At 70.6% G+C, this 17,836-nt stretch carries 14 protein-coding genes; 9 read left to right on the forward strand and 5 right to left on the reverse strand.

What is annotated here, in order from left to right; genetic code table 11:
• The first annotated feature begins 156 nt into the window (after positions 1-156).
• From DI272_RS30355 to DI272_RS30395, 9 genes are all read left to right on the forward strand, one after another.
• A complete protein-coding gene (locus tag DI272_RS30355) occupies positions 157-3,834 on the forward strand; it encodes a nitrate reductase subunit alpha (protein WP_109498389.1) in 3,678 nt (1,225 codons plus the stop codon).
• Position 3,835: 1 nt separating this feature from the next.
• Positions 3,836-5,542: a nitrate reductase subunit beta gene (narH, locus tag DI272_RS30360; RefSeq protein WP_109498390.1), complete on the forward strand. Its 1,707-nt coding sequence runs from the start codon at positions 3,836-3,838 to the stop codon at positions 5,540-5,542.
• Positions 5,539-6,213, forward strand: a complete 675-nt coding sequence (gene narJ / locus DI272_RS30365; RefSeq protein WP_109498391.1) for a nitrate reductase molybdenum cofactor assembly chaperone — start codon at positions 5,539-5,541, stop codon at positions 6,211-6,213. The genes narH and narJ overlap by 4 nt, the downstream gene beginning before the upstream one ends.
• Complete coding sequence (gene narI, locus DI272_RS30370) at positions 6,210-6,977, forward strand: respiratory nitrate reductase subunit gamma (RefSeq protein WP_109498392.1); 768 nt, start codon at positions 6,210-6,212, stop codon at positions 6,975-6,977. The genes narJ and narI overlap by 4 nt, the downstream gene beginning before the upstream one ends.
• Before the next feature lie 291 nt (positions 6,978-7,268).
• Entirely contained in the window at positions 7,269-8,387 is a 1,119-nt protein-coding gene (locus tag DI272_RS30375) for a YihY/virulence factor BrkB family protein (RefSeq protein WP_109498393.1), read from the forward strand.
• Between the two features lie 50 nt (positions 8,388-8,437).
• Positions 8,438-8,839, forward strand: coding sequence for a DUF3662 domain-containing protein (locus DI272_RS30380; RefSeq protein WP_109498394.1), 402 nt, complete (start codon positions 8,438-8,440; stop codon positions 8,837-8,839).
• A 68-nt stretch (positions 8,840-8,907) separates the two neighbouring features.
• The gene (locus DI272_RS30385; protein ID WP_258314723.1) at positions 8,908-9,438 is read left to right on the forward strand and encodes a phosphatase PAP2 family protein; all 531 of its coding nucleotides are present in this window, start codon (positions 8,908-8,910) and stop codon (positions 9,436-9,438) included.
• A 28-nt stretch (positions 9,439-9,466) separates the two neighbouring features.
• Positions 9,467-9,652 carry a hypothetical protein gene (locus tag DI272_RS30390; protein ID WP_109498396.1) on the forward strand — a complete coding sequence of 62 codons (186 nt, stop codon included), beginning with the start codon at positions 9,467-9,469 and terminating at the stop codon, positions 9,650-9,652.
• A complete protein-coding gene (locus DI272_RS30395; RefSeq protein ID WP_109498397.1) occupies positions 9,649-9,960 on the forward strand; it encodes a hypothetical protein in 312 nt (103 codons plus the stop codon). Before DI272_RS30390 ends, DI272_RS30395 begins: the two co-directional genes overlap by 4 nt.
• Positions 9,961-10,009: 49 nt before the next feature.
• On the opposite strand, the gene DI272_RS30400 is transcribed toward DI272_RS30395, so the two are convergent.
• The 5 genes from DI272_RS30400 to DI272_RS30420 all read right to left on the reverse strand — a co-directional run bounded on the left by DI272_RS30400 (position 10,010) and on the right by DI272_RS30420 (position 17,296).
• The gene (locus DI272_RS30400) at positions 10,010-11,128 is read right to left on the reverse strand and encodes an SGNH/GDSL hydrolase family protein (RefSeq protein ID WP_109501124.1); all 1,119 of its coding nucleotides are present in this window, start codon (positions 11,126-11,128) and stop codon (positions 10,010-10,012) included.
• A 228-nt stretch (positions 11,129-11,356) separates the two neighbouring features.
• Positions 11,357-12,067 carry a FadR/GntR family transcriptional regulator gene (locus tag DI272_RS30405; RefSeq protein ID WP_109498398.1) on the reverse strand — a complete coding sequence of 237 codons (711 nt, stop codon included), beginning with the start codon at positions 12,065-12,067 and terminating at the stop codon, positions 11,357-11,359.
• Between the two features lie 344 nt (positions 12,068-12,411).
• Entirely contained in the window at positions 12,412-13,212 is an 801-nt protein-coding gene (locus tag DI272_RS30410; protein ID WP_109498399.1) for an AraC family transcriptional regulator, read from the reverse strand.
• Between the two features lie 173 nt (positions 13,213-13,385).
• Entirely contained in the window at positions 13,386-16,385 is a 3,000-nt protein-coding gene (locus DI272_RS30415; protein WP_109498400.1) for a hypothetical protein, read from the reverse strand.
• A gap of 404 nt (positions 16,386-16,789) precedes the next feature.
• Positions 16,790-17,296, reverse strand: coding sequence for a hypothetical protein (locus tag DI272_RS30420; RefSeq protein ID WP_109498401.1), 507 nt, complete (start codon positions 17,294-17,296; stop codon positions 16,790-16,792).
• Positions 17,297-17,836 lie beyond the last annotated feature (540 nt).

The following is a 17,836-nucleotide window of genomic DNA, read 5'->3' on the forward strand; positions in this document are numbered from 1 at the left end:
CGCCACTGTTCGTGGTGCGCGTGTTGACCCTGCTGGGGGAGCCGGTCGTAGAGTCGTGTGTCAGCCGGAACCGATCACGATTCGAACGGGCCGCGGCGCCCGGAGCGGGGTGGCACGGTGAGCGCGGAGACCAACCGGGAGCCGGTACGAGCGGGCATGGACGGCGATCTGGCGGAGGCGCTGGTGCGCAGCCGCCGGTTCTTCTCCCGGGCGGAGGTCTCCGAGGACCTGCGCACCCTGCACCGCAAGGGCGGGCGGCAGGCGGACGAGTTCTACCGGGACCGCTGGTCGCACGACAAGGTGGTGCGCTCCACCCACGGGGTCAACTGCACCGGTTCCTGCTCGTGGAAGGTGTACGTCAAGGACGGCATCATCACGTGGGAGGCACAGCAGACCGACTACCCGTCGGTGGGCCCCGACCGGCCGGAGTACGAGCCGCGCGGCTGCCCGCGCGGGGCGGCCTTCTCCTGGTACACCTACTCGCCCACCAGGGTGCGCTACCCGTATGTGCGCGGGGTGCTGCTGCAGATGTACCGGGAGGCCAAGGCCCGCCTGGGGGACCCGGTGGCCGCGTGGGCGGACATCGTCTCCGACCCCGAACGCGCCCGCCGCTACAAGTCCGTCCGCGGCAAGGGCGGCCTGGTCCGGGCGAGTTGGGACGAGGCGGTGGAGCTGATCGCCGCCGCCCACGTGCACACCATCAAGGAGTACGGCCCCGACCGGCTGGCCGGGTTCTCGCCGATCCCGGCGATGTCGATGGTCTCGCACGCCGCCGGCGCCCGCTTCTACTCGCTGCTCGGCGGGGCGATGCTCTCGTTCTACGACTGGTACGCCGACCTGCCGGTCGCCTCCCCGCAGGTGTTCGGCGACCAGACCGACGTACCCGAGTCGGGGGACTGGTGGGACGCCGGATACCTGATCATGTGGGGCTCCAACCTGCCGGTCACCCGCACTCCCGACGCGCACTGGATGGCCGAGGCCCGCTACCGCGGCCAGAAGGTGGTGGCGGTCGCCCCGGACTACGCGGACAACGTCAAGTTCGCAGACGAGTGGCTCGCCGCCCAGCCCGGCACCGACGGGGCCCTGGCGATGGCGATGGGGCACGTGATCCTCAAGGAGTTCTTCGCCGACCGGGCGACGCCGTACTTCACGGACTACGTCAAGCGGTACACGGACCTGCCCTTCCTGGTCGCCGTCGAGGAACAGGAGGACGGCTCGTACGCGCCGGGCAAGTTCCTCACCGCCGACGACCTGGGCGCAGAGCACGCCGCGGCCGAGCACGCGGCGTTCCGCACCGTGCTGCTGGACGGCGCGACCGGCCGGCCCGTCGTGCCGAACGGCACCCTCGGCGACCGCTACGGCGAGAGCGGCGCCGGCCGCTGGAACCTGGACCTCGGCGGCGTCGACCCGCTGCTGTCCGCCGACGGCGGCGGCGCGGAGGCCGTGGTCGTGGAACTGCCCAGGTTCGACGCGCCGGACGGCGGCCCGCGGCGGCTGCGGCGCGGGGTGCCGGTGCGGCGGGTGGCCGGACGCCTGGTGACGACGGTGTTCGATCTGCTGCTGGCGCAGTACGGGGTGGCCCGCGCGGGGCTGCCCGGGCAGTGGCCCTCGGGCTACGACGACGCCGAGGAGCCGTACACGCCGGCCTGGCAGGAGCCGATCACCGGCGTGGACGCCGGGAAGGCGGCGCGGATCGCCCGGGAGTTCGCGGCCAACGCGGAGGAGTCCGGCGGCCGTTCGATGATCGTCATGGGAGCGGGGACCAACCACTGGTTCCACTCCGACACCATCTACCGGGCCTTCCTCACCCTGACGACACTGACCGGCTGCCAGGGCGTCAACGGCGGCGGCTGGGCCCACTACGTCGGACAGGAGAAGGTCCGCCCGATCACCGGCTACTCGGCGATCGCCACCGCCGCGGACTGGAACCGGCCCGCCCGGCTCATGATCCAGACCGCGTACTGGTATCTGCACGGTGACCAGTTCCGCTACGACCCCTTCGCCGCCGACACACTCGCCGCGGCCGGGGCGGGCGGGCTCTTCGCCGGGAAGAGCACGGCGGATGTCATCGCGCAGTCGGCGCGGATGGGCTGGATGCCCTCGTACCCGACCTTCGACCGCAACCCGCTGGATCTCGCCGACGAGGCCGGGGCGGCGGGCCGCCCGGTCGCCGAGCACATCGTGGACGAACTCACGGCGGGGCGACTGGGGTTCGCGGGCGAGGACCCGGACGCGCCGGAGAACTTCCCGCGGGTGCTGACCGTGTGGCGGGCCAACCTGCTGGGTTCGTCGGCGAAGGGCAACGAGTACTTCCTCAAGCACCTCCTGGGCACGGAGTCCGCCGTCCGGGCCACCGAGGCGCCGCCCGACGCCAGGCCACGGGAGGTGACGTGGCGGGAGGAGGCCCCCACCGGCAAGCTCGATCTGCTGCTCACCCTCGACTTCCGCATGACCAGCACGACCGTCTTCTCCGACGTCGTCCTGCCCGCCGCCACCTGGTACGAGAAACACGACCTGTCCAGCACGGACATGCACCCCTTCGTGCACGCCTTCAACCCGGCCATCGCCCCGCCCTGGCAGACCCGCACCGACTGGGACGCCTTCCACACCATCGCGCGGGAGTTCAGCCGCCAGGCCGCCGAGCACCTGGGGGTGCGCACCGACGTCGTCGCCGCCCCGCTGCTGCACGACACCCCGGACGAACTGGCCACCCCGCACGGCCGCGTCCGCGACTGGAAGGCGGGGGAGTGCGAGCCGGTCCCCGGGCGCACCATGCCCAAGCTGATCACGGTGGAGCGCGACTACGCGGCCGTCGCGGACAAGATGAGCGCCCTCGGACCGCTGCTGGACAGTCTGGGGGCCACCACCAAGGGCATCACGTTCCACCTGGACAAGGAGCTGCAGTACCTGCGGCACAAGAACGGTGTCGTCCGCGGCGGCGCGGCCGACGGGCGCCCGTCGATCGCCCGCGACGTGCACGCCTGCGAGGCGATCCTCGCCCTGTCCGGCACCACGAACGGCCATCTCGCCACGCAGGGATTCCATTCCCTGGAGGCCCGTACCGGACGGCAGTTGGCGGACCTGGCCGCCGAACACGAGGGCAAGCGGATCACCTTCGCCGACACCCAGGCCGCCCCCGTCCCCGTCATCACCTCACCGGAGTGGTCGGGTTCGGAGACCGGCGGGCGCCGCTACGCGCCCTTCACCGTCAACGTCGAACGCCTCAAACCCTGGCACACCCTCACCGGCCGCCAGCACTTCTACCTCGACCACGACTGGATGACCGCACTGGGCGAACAACTACCGGTCTACCGGCCGCCGTTGACCATGGACGCGCTGTTCGGCGAGCCCCCGCTCGGGGACATCGGGGAACTGGGTGTGACCGTGCGCTACCTGACCCCGCACAACAAATGGTCGATCCACTCCGAGTACCAGGACAACCTGTTCATGCTGTCCCTGTCGCGGGGCGGGCCGACGATCTGGATGAGCGTGCGGGACGCGGCCAAAGTCGGGGTCCAGGACAACGACTGGGTCGAGGCGGTCAACCGCAACGGGGTGGTCGCCGCCCGCGCGGTCGTCTCGCACCGCATGCCCGAGGGCACCGTCTACATGCATCACGCGCAGGACCGGCTCATCGACGTGCCCCGCACCGAGACCACCGGCCGCCGGGGCGGCATCCACAACTCCCTGACCCGCCTGCTGATCAAGCCCAGCCATCTGATCGGCGGCTACGCCCAGTTGTCGTACGCCTTCAACTACCTGGGCCCGACCGGCAACCAGCGCGACGAGGTCACCGTCATCCGCCGCCGCACGAACCAGGACGTGGAGTACTGACATGCGCCTGATGGCCCAGATGGCGATGGTGATGAACCTCGACAAGTGCATCGGCTGCCACACCTGCTCGGTCACCTGCAAGCAGGCGTGGACCAACCGCACCGGCGTCGAGTACGTGTGGTTCAACAACGTCGAGACCCGCCCCGGGCAGGGCTACCCGCGCCGCTACGAGGACCAGGACACCTGGCGCGGCGGCTGGGAACTGAACAGGCGCGGCCGGCTCGGGCTCAAGGCGGGCGGCCGGTTCAGGAAGCTGATCCAGATCTTCTCCAACCCGGTGCTGCCCTCGCTCGACGACTACTACGAGCCGTGGACGTACGACTACGAGACGCTCACCAACGCCCCGCTCCAGGAGCACACCCCGGTCGCCCGCCCCAAGTCCCTGATCTCCGGCAAGGATCTGAAGATCTCCTGGTCGGCCAACTGGGACGACGACCTCGGCGGGTCGGCGGCGACCAGCGAGCAGGACGTCGTGCTGAACGAGGTCTCGCGGAAGATCAAGCTCGAGTTCGAGCAGACCTTCATGTTCTACCTGCCACGCATCTGCGAGCACTGCCTCAACCCGTCCTGCGCGGCCTCCTGCCCGTCCGGGGCGATCTACAAGCGCACCGAGGACGGCATCGTGCTGGTCGACCAGGACCGCTGCCGGGGCTGGCGGATGTGCGTGACGGGATGCCCGTACAAGAAGGTGTACTTCAACCACCGCACCGGCAAGGCCGAGAAGTGCACCTTCTGCTTCCCGCGCGTCGAGGTCGGCCTGCCCACCGTCTGCTCCGAGACCTGCGTGGGCCGACTGCGCTACATCGGGCTCGTCCTCTACGACGCCGACAAGGTCCTGGAAGCCGCCTCCGCACCCGACGACAAGGACCTCTACGAAGCCCAGCGCCAGGTCTTCCTCGACCCCGCCGACCCCGAGGTCGTCCGCGCGGCCGAGCAGGCCGGCATCCCCCGGGACTGGATCGAGGCCGCACAACGCTCACCGGTCCACACCCTGATCAACACCTACCAGGTGGCGCTGCCGCTGCACCCGGAGTACCGCACCCTGCCCATGGTCTGGTACATCCCGCCGCTCTCCCCGGTCGTCGACGCCGTCCGCGACACCGGCCACGACGCCGAGGACCACACCAACCTCTTCGCCGCCGTCGACACCCTGCGCATCCCGGTGGACTACCTCGCGCAGCTCTTCACCGCCGGCGACCCCGGCCCGGTGGACGCGGTGCTGCGCCGCCTCGCCGCCATGCGCTCCTACATGCGCGACATCAACCTCGGCCGCGAACCGGACGCCGCCATCCCCGAGGCCGTCGGCATGAGCGAGGAGCAGATGTACGACATGTACCGGCTGCTGGCGCTGGCCAAGTACGACGAGCGGTATGTGATCCCGTCCGCCCACGCCGAACAGGCCCACCAGCTGGAGGAGACGGCCACCGAGTGCAGCCTGGACTACGAGGGCGGCCCCGGCATGGGAGGCTCCGGCCCCTTCGGGGAGACCTCCGGCGGCGCCGCACCGATCGCGGTGGAGAACTACCGGGCACTGCGCGACCGCCAGAGCTCCGACACCCCCGCCGCCCCCACCGACCGTGCCACCCGCGTCAACCTCCTGAACTGGGACGGCAAGGGCAGCCCGCCCGGCCTCTTCCCCGACAGGCCGCCCGACACCGGCGGCGGCGCCGAGACCGACACGGCAGGGGAGGCCGGCCCGACATCATGAAGGCGCTCACGAAGAAGCCCAGGGGCACGGCTCGCCCGGAGCCCTGGCACCCGTACGCCTGGCAGGCCCAGTCCCTGCTGCTCGCCTACCCCGACGAGGACTTCGCGCGGCACCTGGCCCTGGCGGGCCGGTTCGCCGCCGCCCTGCCCGAGCCGGTCGCGGGCCCTCTGCTGCGGTTCACCGCCCACGCCGGCCGAGGCGCCCCCGCGGACCTGGCCGCCGCTTACGTCTCCACCTTCGACCACCGCAGACGCTGCTGCCCCTACCTCACCTACTACGCCCACGGCGACACCCGAAAACGCGGTCTCGCCCTGCTGCGGCTGAAGCAGACGTACGCCGCCGCCGGCTGGCGGCTGGGCGAGGACGAACTGGCCGACCACCTCGCCGTCGTCCTGGAATTCGCCGCCGCGGATCCGTCCGCCGGAGCACGCCTGCTCACCGAACACCGCGCCGGCCTGGAACTGCTGCGCCTGGCCCTGACCGACGACACCTCGCCCTGGGCGCATGTGCTGGACTCCGTCGCGGCCACCCTGCCCGCCCTCAGCGGCGACGAACGCGACGCCGTGGGCCGCCTGGCCGCGCAGGGCCCGCCCGAGGAACAGGTCGGCCTGGACCCGTACACATCGTCCCCGGTGTTCCTGCCCGACCCGGTCGCAGGAGGCCCCCGATGACCGCACCCGCCCCGCCCGTCACCCTCGCGGCGCAGGCCGGCACCGGCGGCATCCTGCTCTGGGTCGTTCTGCCCTACGTCGCGCTCGCCGTCTTCGTCCTGGGCCACGTCTGGCGTTACCGCTACGACAAGTTCGGCTGGACCACCCGCTCCTCCCAGCTCTACGAACGCCGCCTGCTGCGGATCGGCAGCCCGCTGTTCCACTTCGGCATCCTCGTCGTGCTGCTGGGACACGTCGGCGGCCTGGTCATCCCCAAGAGCTGGACCGAGGCCGCCGGGATCGGCGAGGACGCCTACCATGCGGGCGCGGTCGTCCTCGGCACCGTCGCGGGCATCGCCACCCTCGGCGGCCTGGCCATCCTGGTCTACCGCCGCCGCACCGTGGGCCCGGTCTTCTCCGCCACCACCCGCAACGACAAGGCCATGTACCTCTCCCTCACCCTGACCGTCGTCCTCGGCCTGTCCGCCACCGTGGCCGCGAACGCCGTCGGCGGCGGATACGACTACCGCGAGACCATCTCCCCGTGGTTCCGCGCCGTCCTCCTCCTCCAGCCGGACCCCGACCGGATGACCGGCGCACCGGTGCTGTTCCAGCTCCACGCGATCAGCGCGATGCTGCTCTTCGCGGCCTGGCCCTTCACCCGGCTCGTCCACATGCTCACCGCGCCCCTCGGCTACCTGACCCGCCCCTACATCGTCTACCGCAGCCGCGACGCCCGGCTGGGGGCCCGCGCGCCACGCCGAGGCTGGGAACGCGTCGGATGACCGGCGCTCGCGGTCCAGGTCCCGGACGCGCGCGAACGCACCGACAACGGGCAGGAAGATCGGCGGAGAGGACCATCCGCTTCTCGCGGATCCTGATTGCGCGGTGAGCGGCCGACGGCTGCTGCTCCGCGTCTGTTCGGCGTGTCCTCCCCGCCGACTCCATCGAACCGTTTCCACGGCGACACCACGAGGGCCATGCGGTCCCCACGTCGGTCGGTACGGCCCCTTTCCCGGCGACACGGATGCGCTCGCGGACGTGTGATGTGCACCGTTTCTGTCTACCCGGGCGACATGGCCAAACTCATGAAACCAGGACACCGGCATGAGGACACTCGCCCTGACCGAGGCGCCGCACACGGCTCGGCGACCGGCGAGCAAGGAACGGATCTCCACCGAGGCGAGGACGAGCCGGAGCGGTTCGGTCCCGGCCCCGAAGTGGAGAACAGGGCACCGGACGGCCCCACCGAGATGCCGAAGAAGACGTGGTGGGCCACGCTGCGCGGCACGATCAAGGAGTTCAAGAAGGACGAGCTGACCGACCGCGCGGCAGCCCTGACCTATTACGGCATCCTGTCGCTCTTCCCCGCCCTGCTGGTCCTGCTCTCCCTGCTGGGGGTCGCCGGGCAGTCGGCCACCAGCGCGGTGCTGGACAACGTCGAGAAGCTCACCCCGGGCGCGGCGCGCGACGTGATCCGTAACGCGGTGCAGCAACTGCAGGGCACCGCCGGCACCGGCTCGGTCATGGCGATCATCGGCCTGGTCCTCGCGGTGTGGTCGGCGTCCGGTTACGTGGCGGCGTTCATCCGCACGTCCAACGCCGTCTACGACATCCCGGAAGGCCGCCCGGTCTGGAAGGTGCTGGCGCTGCGGCTGGCCCTGACCGTCGTACTGATGGTGCTGGCCGTGGCCAGCGCGCTGATCGTGGTCTTCACCGGCCCCTTGGCTCAGCGAGCCGGCGACGTGCTCGGCGTGGGTGACACGGCCGTGACCGTGTGGTCGATCGCGAAGTGGCCAGTTCTGGTCATCCTGGTCACCCTCATGATCGCGCTCCTGTACTGGGCCAGCCCCAACGCCAAGGTCCGCGGCTTCAAATGGATCACCCCGGGCAGCTTCCTCGCCCTGGCCATCTGGATGGCCGCCTCCGCGGGGTTCGCGCTCTACGTGGCGAACTTCGCCTCGTACAACAAGACCTACGGAACCTTCGCCGGAGTGATCGTCTTCCTGGTGTGGCTGTGGATCACCAACCTCGCGATCCTGCTCGGCCTGGAGTTCGACGCCGAGACCGCCCGCCAGCGCGCCGCCGTCGGCGGTCACCCGCCCGCGGAGGAGCCGTACGTCGAGCCGCGGGACACCCGCAGCTGGGACGAGGAGGACCGCCGCCGCCTCGAGCGGACTGAGGGGCCTCAGTGACCCGGCCGCGCTGCCCGGTCTCGACGACGAGGAAGGAGAAGGTGTCACGGATGGGCACGATCACGGGGTGGGAACGGACTCTGGAGCGGGTCGAGGAGGCGCTGCTGGCGCAGATCTTCCCCAGGGAACCGGTCGAAGTGGTCGCCGCACTGCGGCGCGAATGCGACAGGCGAGCCGTCGTCTGCAGCCGGCGCCGGGTCGTGGTCCCGAACGCCTACGACGTGGAACTCGCCGAACACGTCCACGACGCCCTCCTGCGCAACGGCAGCGACGTGGGGCAGGCGCTCGCCGACAGGCTGGCGCGCCACGGCGAACAGAAGGGTTACGAGTGGGCCGGGCCGCTGGCCGTGCACGTCACCAGGTCCAGCCGCGTACCCAACCACCGTTACCGCGTCACCAGCTCGGTGATGTCCAACGTCAGGGCCGACGGCTTCCGGGCCCCGGGCCGATGAGGCGTCCTGCACGCCGCGGCCACCGTCGCCAGAGATGGCCGGAGAAGCTGCGCGAGCTCGACGGAACCATGACGCGGCAGACGGGGACGCGTGTCCCGGCGCGTATCGGCCGGGTGCTCTCGGCGGTGGAGGAGACCGCGGAGAGCACGAAGCTGTGGTGGGGTGCGGCGGTGGCGATGGGCACGCTCGGCGGCCGGCGGGGCCGCAGGGCGGCGGCAGCGGGCATGGTGGGGCTCACGGTGGCGCAGCTGGGGTCCAACGGCGTGGGCAAGCAGCTCGCGGACCGGCCGAGGCCGCCCGCGGAGTGGTTCCCGCACGACGAGGTCGATGACCGCCCCGACTCCTCGTCCTTCCCCTCCGGACACACCGCCGCCGCGGTCGCGTTCACCGCCGCCGTCACCCCCGCCTGGCCGGCCGCCGGCATCGCGTGTGCGGTACCGGCGGTGATGGTGGCCGTCGAACGTGTGCAGTCGGGCGCCCACTACCTCAGCGATGTCGTCGCCGGCGGCGCCATCGGGCTGTGCGGCGCGTGGCTGACCCGGAAAGCACCGCACCTGCTGCTGCGCGGCAGCGCAGCGACGGTACGACGCCTTCCGTGACGGCACCCATGACACTAAAATTGGCGTCATGACTGCCATCACCCTGCGCATCCCGGACGCCATGGACAAGCAGCTCCGCGACGCGGCGGCCGACGCCCCCTCCCTGAACGACTACATCGTGCGTGCCGTGCGCCGGCAGATGACCCTCGACGCCGCGCGCAAGCTGGCCGCTCTCGCTCCCCTCGACCTCGCGGGCGAGGGCGACGCCCTGTGACCATCCGCAAGGGCGACGTCTGGGACGTCGACACCGGCAAGGGCACCCGCACGGTGCTTGTCGTCAGCCTCGACGGCCTCGCCGAGGCCTACAGCGCCGCCGTCGTCCTCGTGCTCCACGCCCCCGCACAGCACCCCGACACGGCGATGAGCGTGCATCTGACCACTCCCGTCGACGCCTCCCTCGTCGCCGTCAACCTCCTCCAGCTCTCCGCCCTCCGCTTCGAGACCGGCACGCTGCACGGCAACATCGGCCCCGAACAGCAAGAGCTCGTCGACAACGCGCTGCGCGCGGTCCTCGACCTGTGAACCTCTCGCCCGGGCCGCAGGAGGCGCCGCGCCGGCGCGTCCGGCATCGTCACCAGCGCATCGGCAGACCGGAGAGGAACGAGACGAGCCGGTCGGAGATGACCCTGTCGTCGTGGGCCGAGTAGTGCCAGTCACAGCCGAGGAAGTCCAGGCCCGAGGAGTCGAGGAACCAGTACCGCACCCCGTTGTCACCGGCGTCGTTACGAGCCTTGACGACCTGCCGGACATGGTCGGCGTACTGACCGGCGCCGACGGCCACGACGGTGGTGGCGGAGCCGTAGCGCGTGCGCAACCTCTGGAGAAAGTCGGTGTAGGCGCTGCGGTAGGCCGCCGCGAGGCTCTCCGGCGTCCACGGCTCACCGGGGTTGACGGCGGTGGAGAAGTCGTTGGTGCCGAGGTTGACCACCACGAGCTGGGGCCGCCAGGTGCCCGGGTTCTGCCAGACGTCGCCGGGGACGCTCTGCAGGGCACGGTCGTAGAAGGTCCGGTAGGTGACGTCCGGTGAGCCTCCGTTGTAGTTGCGCACCATGCCGAGGCCCGAATAGCCGTTGATCTGGTAGTCGGCGTTCAGCCGCCGGCCGGTGAGGGCGCCATAGCTCACGTCCGCGTTGGTGGTCCGCTTTATCTGGTCCCCGGTGCACGCGCGGGAGGACGAGAGGTTGCCGTAGCCGACGGTCAGGGAGTCGCCGATGAACTCGATCTGGCGGCTGCGGGCGGTCGGCCTGCCGAGTACCGCACCGCCGGGCGCTGCCACGAAGCCGCCGAACGTGCTGATGTCCGCCGGGCTGTCGTTGCGCTTGACGAGCCGGACGGTGTGCTCGCGGTTCTGCAAGCCGTGGATCCAGTGCGTGGTGCTGCCGGGCGTGACGAGGGTGGCGACGGTGGTTCCGTCGACCTGGACGTCGTAGTCGGCAGCCGAGTCGTTGAGCACGACGCCCACGCCGGTGCCGCTGACGCGGCCCTCGAAGTACACGCCGGGCCAGCTGTACTGCACGGTGTTCCCGGCCTCCTTGACCCGCCCCGCGGTGTGCACCTGCGACAGCACGCCCGCCGTGGTCGCACGCGCCGTCCCGGCCGCACCCCACCCCGTCGGCAGGGCCGCCAGTAACCCGGTCACCGCGACGAGCACCCCCGCACGTTTTCCACGCCCCCACCACGCCCTGCGCATGCCCGTCATCCGCATCTCCTTCGACTGGTCACGGCCACGGATCTGTCGCAGGACAGTAAAGATCGGTCATGTCCTCGTCAATGAGTGCTGTGCAATATTCATCCAATGTCAGACGCTTTTGAGGCGAAGTGATTCCTCAAGTCCCCGTAACTGCAGTGGAGTTTCCAGCCCGGCTGCGGACAGTGGCTCCTCCGTCCGCGGCCCATACATCCCATGTTCCATGGGGTTTCATGGGTTCATGACGCCTGGCGTGCTCGATCCCAGGTGTTCCTTCACCCACTGCTCGGTGGTGTTCACGTGCAGCAGCGCGGCGGCTTGGCTGAGAAGGGCGTCACGGGTGGACAGGGCGTTGAAGATCGCCTCGTGCTCGGCGAGGGTGCGGCCTGCGGCCTTGTCGTCGACCAGTCCGCGCCAGATGCGGGCACGCAGGGTACGGCCGGAGATCCCTTCCAGGAGCGTGAGGAGGGTCTCGTTGCCCGTGGCCGCGACGACGGCGTGGTGGAAGGCGGCGTCGTGGGCGTTGAGCAGTTCGACGTCGTCGCGCGCCTCGCGCATGGCGTCCAAGTGCCGCTTCACCTCGGCGAGTTGCTCGTCGCTGATCCGTGTGGCGGCCAGAGCCGTGGCGACCGGTTCGAGGAGCCGGCGCACCTCCATGAGGTCCTGGAGCGCGGCCGAGTCGCTCTGTAGCAGTTCCACCGCACCGCCGACCCCCGCCAGCAGCAGGCTCGGCTGGAGACTCGTCACATAGGTGCCGTCGCCGCGCCGGACCTCCAGGACACCCCCGACGGCCAGGGCCTTGACCGCCTCCCGGGCGAGGTTGCGGGACAGGCCCAGCTGGGCGGCCAGGTCCTGCTCCGGCGGAAGCTTCGAACCCGGGGGCAGGGCACCGGTCCGGATCAGCTCGCGGATCCGCTCGATGGCCTTGTCCGTCAGCGACAACGCGACTCCTTCCACGTTCCGTAGGACCTGCTGCTGGTTCCGCATGCCGAAAGTGACGTTGATGATACTGGGACGCCTGTGCGGGCAGGTGACTCGTGGGCGTCGGCCCCGAGCCGTTCGTGTACGAACGGCATGGTCGCCGACGGCTGGGGTGCCACCGGCGACGGCGCCTCGGGCTCCGTCACCAAGCAGTGGACGTACGGGACCAGCACCAACCTGCTGTAGGCCTTCACCGCCCTGTGATCAGCGGACGACCGCACTCTACGAAGGGACACGAACGGAAAGAGGTGCCAAGCAACTGCTTCGGAGAAGGTGGCCTGGCCTGGCCTGGAGCGAGCGTGTCGCTACCCGACCTCGATCCCGGCCGCGTCCTGGGTACCGCGTACGGCACGGGGTGAAGACCCGAGTTCCCGGCGGCAGGCTTTGTTGAAGGCCTGGAGGTCCGGAATGCCGACCATGGCGGCGATCGCGGAGATGGAGAGGGTGGACTCGCGCAGCAGGTGGCGCGCGCGTTCGAGGCGGCGTTGCCGGATGTAGGCGACAACCGTGTCCCCGGTGGCCGCGCGGAAGAGCCGGGTGAGGTGGTTGTGGGAGACCCCGGCGGCGCGGGCCACGCCCGGAACGGTGAGGGGATCGGCCAGCCGGGACTCGATGTAGGAGGCCGCCGCGGTGACGGCCGGGTGCGGGGCGTCCGGAGGCCCCTGCGGGGCGGGCGGGGTGAGGTGCCCGACGCGCCACAGGGCGGCCCAGACCTCGGCCGAGGCCCGGGCCGGGGTGCTCGGCCAGGCGGTGACGGCCTGGAGCATCAGGGCGGAGAGCGTGGGCAGTTCCGGGCCCGCGTCCTGCATGACGGGCACGGTGCGGGGGTGGCTGGTGGAGGGCAGCCGCAGGTGGGCGTACAGGTGCTCGGAGCGGCCCCGATAGCGGTACTGCACGGTCGTGGCCGGGGGCACCAGACTCACCCGGCCGGGGCGGATGGTGTGGGGCGTGCCGTCGACGGTGAGGTCGGCCTCGTACCGGTACAGGTGCAGTTGCCACAGGTCGGGCAGGCGGAAGACGTCGGTGTGCCCGGCCGGGCCGTGCACACCGACGCCGACGTTCGCCACGACGGGCGGCTCGTCCAGGCACACCACGACCTCACGCATGGTGAAAACCTACCAGCGGTGGTGAATCGGGCCTGCGCGCCCGAGACCGGCAGCGCCGCCCGGCGGGCGTGACGGTGCTGGACGCCAGGTGCCCGGCCGGCGCCGAGCAGCGGGCCCGAGCTCCGCCCATCCCGTGAGACCACACGGCGTGGTGCAGAATCGTGCCGGTCGGGTCACCCCGCCAGGGAGGCCTCAAGGGCGGTGATCACGGCGGCCAGTGCCGACTCGTCGGTCTCGGCGAGGCCGACGGCGATGTAGTCGCGCCGCGCGCTCCCGTCCTGATCTTCGGTACTGATCGCGGCGCACTCCGACACGTCGTGCCAGATACCGATTTTCGACAGCAGCCGCCGCACGACACGACCGCTGTGGACCAGGGCCTCGCGAAAGGAGCTGTCCACGCCGTGGGCAGGGGAGATCTTGTCGAGGATCGCTCGTATCTCACCGCATGCCTGGCGCGCTTGCTCGGGGTCCGCGTCGATCAGCCGGTCGGCCAGGAGCAGGATGAAGAAGCGGGCCAGTGATTCGGCGGACGCATTGTGGTGCGCCCCCGGCAGCCGCGGATCGTCGGCGACCCCGGGGTCGGGACCGAATCCGCCGCCGATGTCGCCGTACCCGGCGCCGAGCCAGAGCCCACCTCCGTCGCCGACGTCGTAGAGCCCGCAATCCTGTACGACCGCCGCGACATAGGGCAGACCGAGCACGCGGATCACGGCGGTCGCCGCGTCGTTGTTCGACCAGGCCGCCATGAGCCGCAGCCGGTCGGCGAAGCCGAGCAGACGCAGCCGCTCGAGTCCCTCCTGCCGCGTGGTGGGGTCCGCGAGTTTGCTGTCGAGCTCGTTCAGCGCCTCATCGTCTTGATGGGCGTCGACGAAATCCACCGCGACGGGGCTGACGGCGAAATCGACCCAGAAGATGTCGTCCAGCTGTGGCCCGTGCTCCGCCGTACAGTTCCACTGTTGCCGCGCGGTCTCGAACAGTTCCGCAGAGCTCTGCGGCGGGTTCGCCGCCGCGATCCTGCGCAGATCCGCGCGCAGCTGACAGGCAGCCAGCAGGGGGGCCAGCTTGGCGATGCTCGCCACGTACGTCTGCCGGGAGCCGTGGATCGCGGCGAAGGCCGGGCTGTCCGGCCCGGCGAGGTTCACCACGGCGACCGGGCCGTCATGGAGGTGCTCGGAGACAGCGTTGAGGTTCAGTCGCAGCCGGGCTTCGAGCTTGCCGTCGTTCCGCCATCGCGGAGAAGGACGTGGATGCGCGGGGAAGCGGGGAGCCGCGTCGGCGCGCAGCAGAGCGGAGTTGCTGCTGTGGGCGACCCACCAGCCGCCGCTGACCACGTCGAACGCGCCGTCCAGCCGATCGCCACACGCCACCGGAAAAGCCAGGACCGTGTCAGGCGTCCGGCCCGCCTTGACCTCGACGTCGAGCTGCCCTGCCACCCGAAGCGCTGAGGAACAGACGACTCGGCCGCACCAGTTGGTCACGCCGGGATCGATCGTGACTGCGGTACGACCGCTCAGCGTGACCGACGCGTTCGTGCCGGTCACCCGGCCCGTGCCCAGTTCCACCGCGCCGTCGGAGTGCAGGTCGACGCCGGACAGCGTCAGCCGCGCCATCTCGCCGAGCCGCAGCGTGCCGTGGTTGTGCAGCGGGGCGCTGCCGTCCAGCACCATCGACCGGGAAACCAGCAGGACCCCTTCGTTGATGAGGCCGTCGTCGAACAGGCTCACCCTGCCCGGGCCGTTGAAGGTCGCCGTGCCCACCACGGTCAGCCGGCGCACCGATTTGGTGCCGGTATCGGCCACCCACAGAGTGCCGGCCTTCGGGACGGTGAGTTCCTGCATGATCTCGCCGCCGGTCCACACCACCTTGCCGGCGCCGAAATCCGCCCGGCCGTACAGGTAGCTGTTCCTGGCCAGATGGATCTCGGACTCCGCGGTGACGTCGAGCGGTCCGTCGGCCGTCAGCCGCGCCGTGACGTTCTCCCCGCCCAGCCGCAGGGCACCGGCACCGGAGATCCCTGCGCCGGCCTCCGTACGGCTGTCACCGCACTGCAGCCAGACCGCGCTGCCGTTGAGGTCGAGGGCACTGCCTCGCTGACAGGTCAGTCCGCTGTCGCCTTTCACAGTCAGGGTGAGACCCGGGCACGCGAAGCGCAGCAGCGCCTGGTTCTCGAAGGGCACGTCGGCCGTGACGGTGCTGTCGGCCGCGACAAGGACGGTGCCCTGGTTGGTCAGTCCTCGCCCGCAGAGCCGGATGGGAGCACCGCCCCCCAAGGTCGCCTCTCCCTGGATGAGCAGCCCGTGGGCCACTTTGTCGTCCCAGCCGTCGATGCGCAGGCTGCCCGACGACGGCACGGTGAGGCGGTTTATGATCTGGCCTCCCGTCCAGTGGACCCGGCAGGCCGCGAGGTCTGTCTCGCCATAGAGGATGCCTCCGCGAGCCAGCTCGAAGGTGGACTCGGCGGCGAAATCGACCCGGCCGTTGATCGTCAACCGGGCCCTGCCGGTCAGCACCATGGTGCCGTTCCCTGTCACCACGGCGCCGCGCTCGAACTCGCTGTCGCCGTAGCGCAGCGTCATCGTGCCGGAACCTAGGTCCAGAAGGCTGCCCGCGTGCAGACGCAGCGACGGCCCGGCCACGCCTCCCGGATAGTCCAACGTCAGGGGCGCCTCGCCCACCAGCCGGATGATTCCCTGGTTCTCGACGGGCGCGGCTCCGGCCAGAATGCTCGGCGCGGTCACCCGCACTTCACCGGAGTTGAACAGGCCGTCGGAGAACAGGGTGAGGCCTTCCCCGGCCAACTCGAGCACGCCGTCGACCACGAGACGGGAGACGGACTTGCACCCGGTGCCCGTCACGGAGACCGTGGCCCCGGCCGGAACATGCAGCCGCTGGATGGTGCCGGCCAGCCAGGTGCCCTGCGCGTCGGGACCCAGTTCGACATCGGCCAACAGGCCGCCGTTGCGGTCGCAGTCCACGGTGAGCCGCTGACGAATCAAGGCGGTGGAGGACAGGACCGATGCGCCGATGAGGGTGAGGGACCTGACGTCAACGGCCGATGCCCTCACCGCGTCGGCTCTGATGACGGCTTCGTCGTCCGGGCCTGGAACCTTCGACTCACTCCAGTTGTCCGGGTCGCCCCAACTCCAGCCGTCCCCCGCGCCGGTCCAGTCCATCGCCGCCCCCCTGCGCGGACGCCGGTAGGCGCTTGGTCACCAGTGACCGAGTCTCCGGCATCCCCAAAGCCGATCCTCTCGCCACGACAGCGGGCAGGCCAGGGCCGAAGGGCCCGAACACGGTCCTCGCCACGACAATTCGGCCGGTGGCCGATCGGCTCCCATGACACCGCGGCCGGTGTGCGACCGGCTCCCCGAGCGGACGGAAGGAGTGAGCGCGGCCAGAACGCCGAACCCCCCATCGGTCGTGCCCGACGGACACCGGCGCACCCGAACGGCACGGCCGGCCGTGTCACACCTCCGAGCCACCGCGAGGGCCCGCCTACATGTGAGTGCGGACGTCTCCTGTTCCCACGCATGGCTGACGCGCACTGACGCGCGCGGGTTGCCCGGCGGGCGACGGTCTACCACCAGGGGGTGCAGACAGCGCCCTTGGTTTCTGAGGGGCTGTACAGGACCGCGCAGACCTGGAAGGCGCGGCTCGACGAGCTGCTGGTCGGGTAGGCCGGGGTCGTGATCCTCGCGCCGGGCGACGTCACCGCGAACGGGCCGCACGTGATCACCGACTGCTTGTTGTCGTTGGTGACGTACATCCAGACGATGGCCCTGGCGCCAGGCCCCCGATCGCTGGGCCTTCCGGTGGTCAGGACGCCCCACCCCATCTGCCTGCCGCCGACGTTGCCGGCCTGCATCGCGCACGAGGCGACGTCGTGCGGATTGCTGAGCACCAGCGCTCCCGCCCCCGCCACACCCTGGCCGCAGAGACTGTCGGGGATGTCGGTGAAACCGTTGGCACCTCCCGTGCAGTCGGACGGCGCCGCCTGAGCCGCACCGGCAGAACCTGCCAAGAGCCCGGCCCCGAGTACGAACGCGGCCGTTCCCGCACTGAAGATCCGACGGAACCTGCGCATGTCTTCTCCCTGGTCGAAGGGGTGACGGTCCCCGCCGACCGGCCCTCTGCCGCCGAGCCCACCTGCCGGAACCTTCGTCACGCCCTCACGACGACGCAGGACGGCCTCTTGTATGAGCCCACCGCGGCATTCGTTCGCGCGATGCTGCTGCCGGGAGAGGACGCGGCGCGAGCAACGGCCGAACGTGGGGCGGACATCGGCAGGACTGACGACCGTCGCAGCGCTGTCCCGTCCCCTGGATGGCCGTCTCGGCCGCTGTGGCGGCATCAAGCCTGAGGGCATGGGAGACCCGGGGAACTCGCGGCCGGCACTTCGGTCGTGGCAAGCAGTGCCGCGAGGACGACACTCTCGACCTGGGCGAGAAAGGTGTCCTGATCGACGCCCAAGTGCGCAGGCGCTCACTGTTCAGTGGCCGGCCGGCTGATTGGCGCGGGCAGGTCTCCGGCATTCTGCCCGCACCAACAGTGCTTCGGGCAGAGGCACTTCACGTCAACGGCCGGGCCGGCCAGCATCACGACGAGCGTCGTCGGCGGTTTCTGG

It is taken from the genome of Streptomyces sp. Act143 (genome assembly GCF_003143935.1).
Lineage (GTDB): Bacteria > Actinomycetota > Actinomycetes > Streptomycetales > Streptomycetaceae > Streptomyces.

Bases quoted from the DNA above. Each gene is read 5' to 3' on its own strand.
- DI272_RS30420 (WP_109498401.1), bottom strand. From the start codon at position 17,296: ATGCGCAGGTTCCGTCGGATCTTCAGTGCGGGAACGGCCGCGTTCGTA.
- DI272_RS30390 (WP_109498396.1), top strand. From the start codon at position 9,467: ATGACTGCCATCACCCTGCGCATCCCGGACGCCATGGACAAGCAGCTC.
- DI272_RS30375 (WP_109498393.1), top strand. From the start codon at position 7,269: ATGGCCAAACTCATGAAACCAGGACACCGGCATGAGGACACTCGCCCT.
- narI (WP_109498392.1), top strand. From the start codon at position 6,210: ATGACCGCACCCGCCCCGCCCGTCACCCTCGCGGCGCAGGCCGGCACC.
- DI272_RS30355 (WP_109498389.1), top strand. From the start codon at position 157: ATGGACGGCGATCTGGCGGAGGCGCTGGTGCGCAGCCGCCGGTTCTTC.
- DI272_RS30385 (WP_258314723.1), top strand. From the start codon at position 8,908: ATGACGCGGCAGACGGGGACGCGTGTCCCGGCGCGTATCGGCCGGGTG.
- DI272_RS30400 (WP_109501124.1), bottom strand. From the start codon at position 11,128: ATGCGCAGGGCGTGGTGGGGGCGTGGAAAACGTGCGGGGGTGCTCGTC.
- narH (WP_109498390.1), top strand. From the start codon at position 3,836: ATGCGCCTGATGGCCCAGATGGCGATGGTGATGAACCTCGACAAGTGC.
- DI272_RS30410 (WP_109498399.1), bottom strand. From the start codon at position 13,212: ATGCGTGAGGTCGTGGTGTGCCTGGACGAGCCGCCCGTCGTGGCGAAC.
- DI272_RS30415 (WP_109498400.1), bottom strand. From the start codon at position 16,385: ATGGACTGGACCGGCGCGGGGGACGGCTGGAGTTGGGGCGACCCGGAC.
- DI272_RS30380 (WP_109498394.1), top strand. From the start codon at position 8,438: ATGGGCACGATCACGGGGTGGGAACGGACTCTGGAGCGGGTCGAGGAG.
- narJ (WP_109498391.1), top strand. From the start codon at position 5,539: ATGAAGGCGCTCACGAAGAAGCCCAGGGGCACGGCTCGCCCGGAGCCC.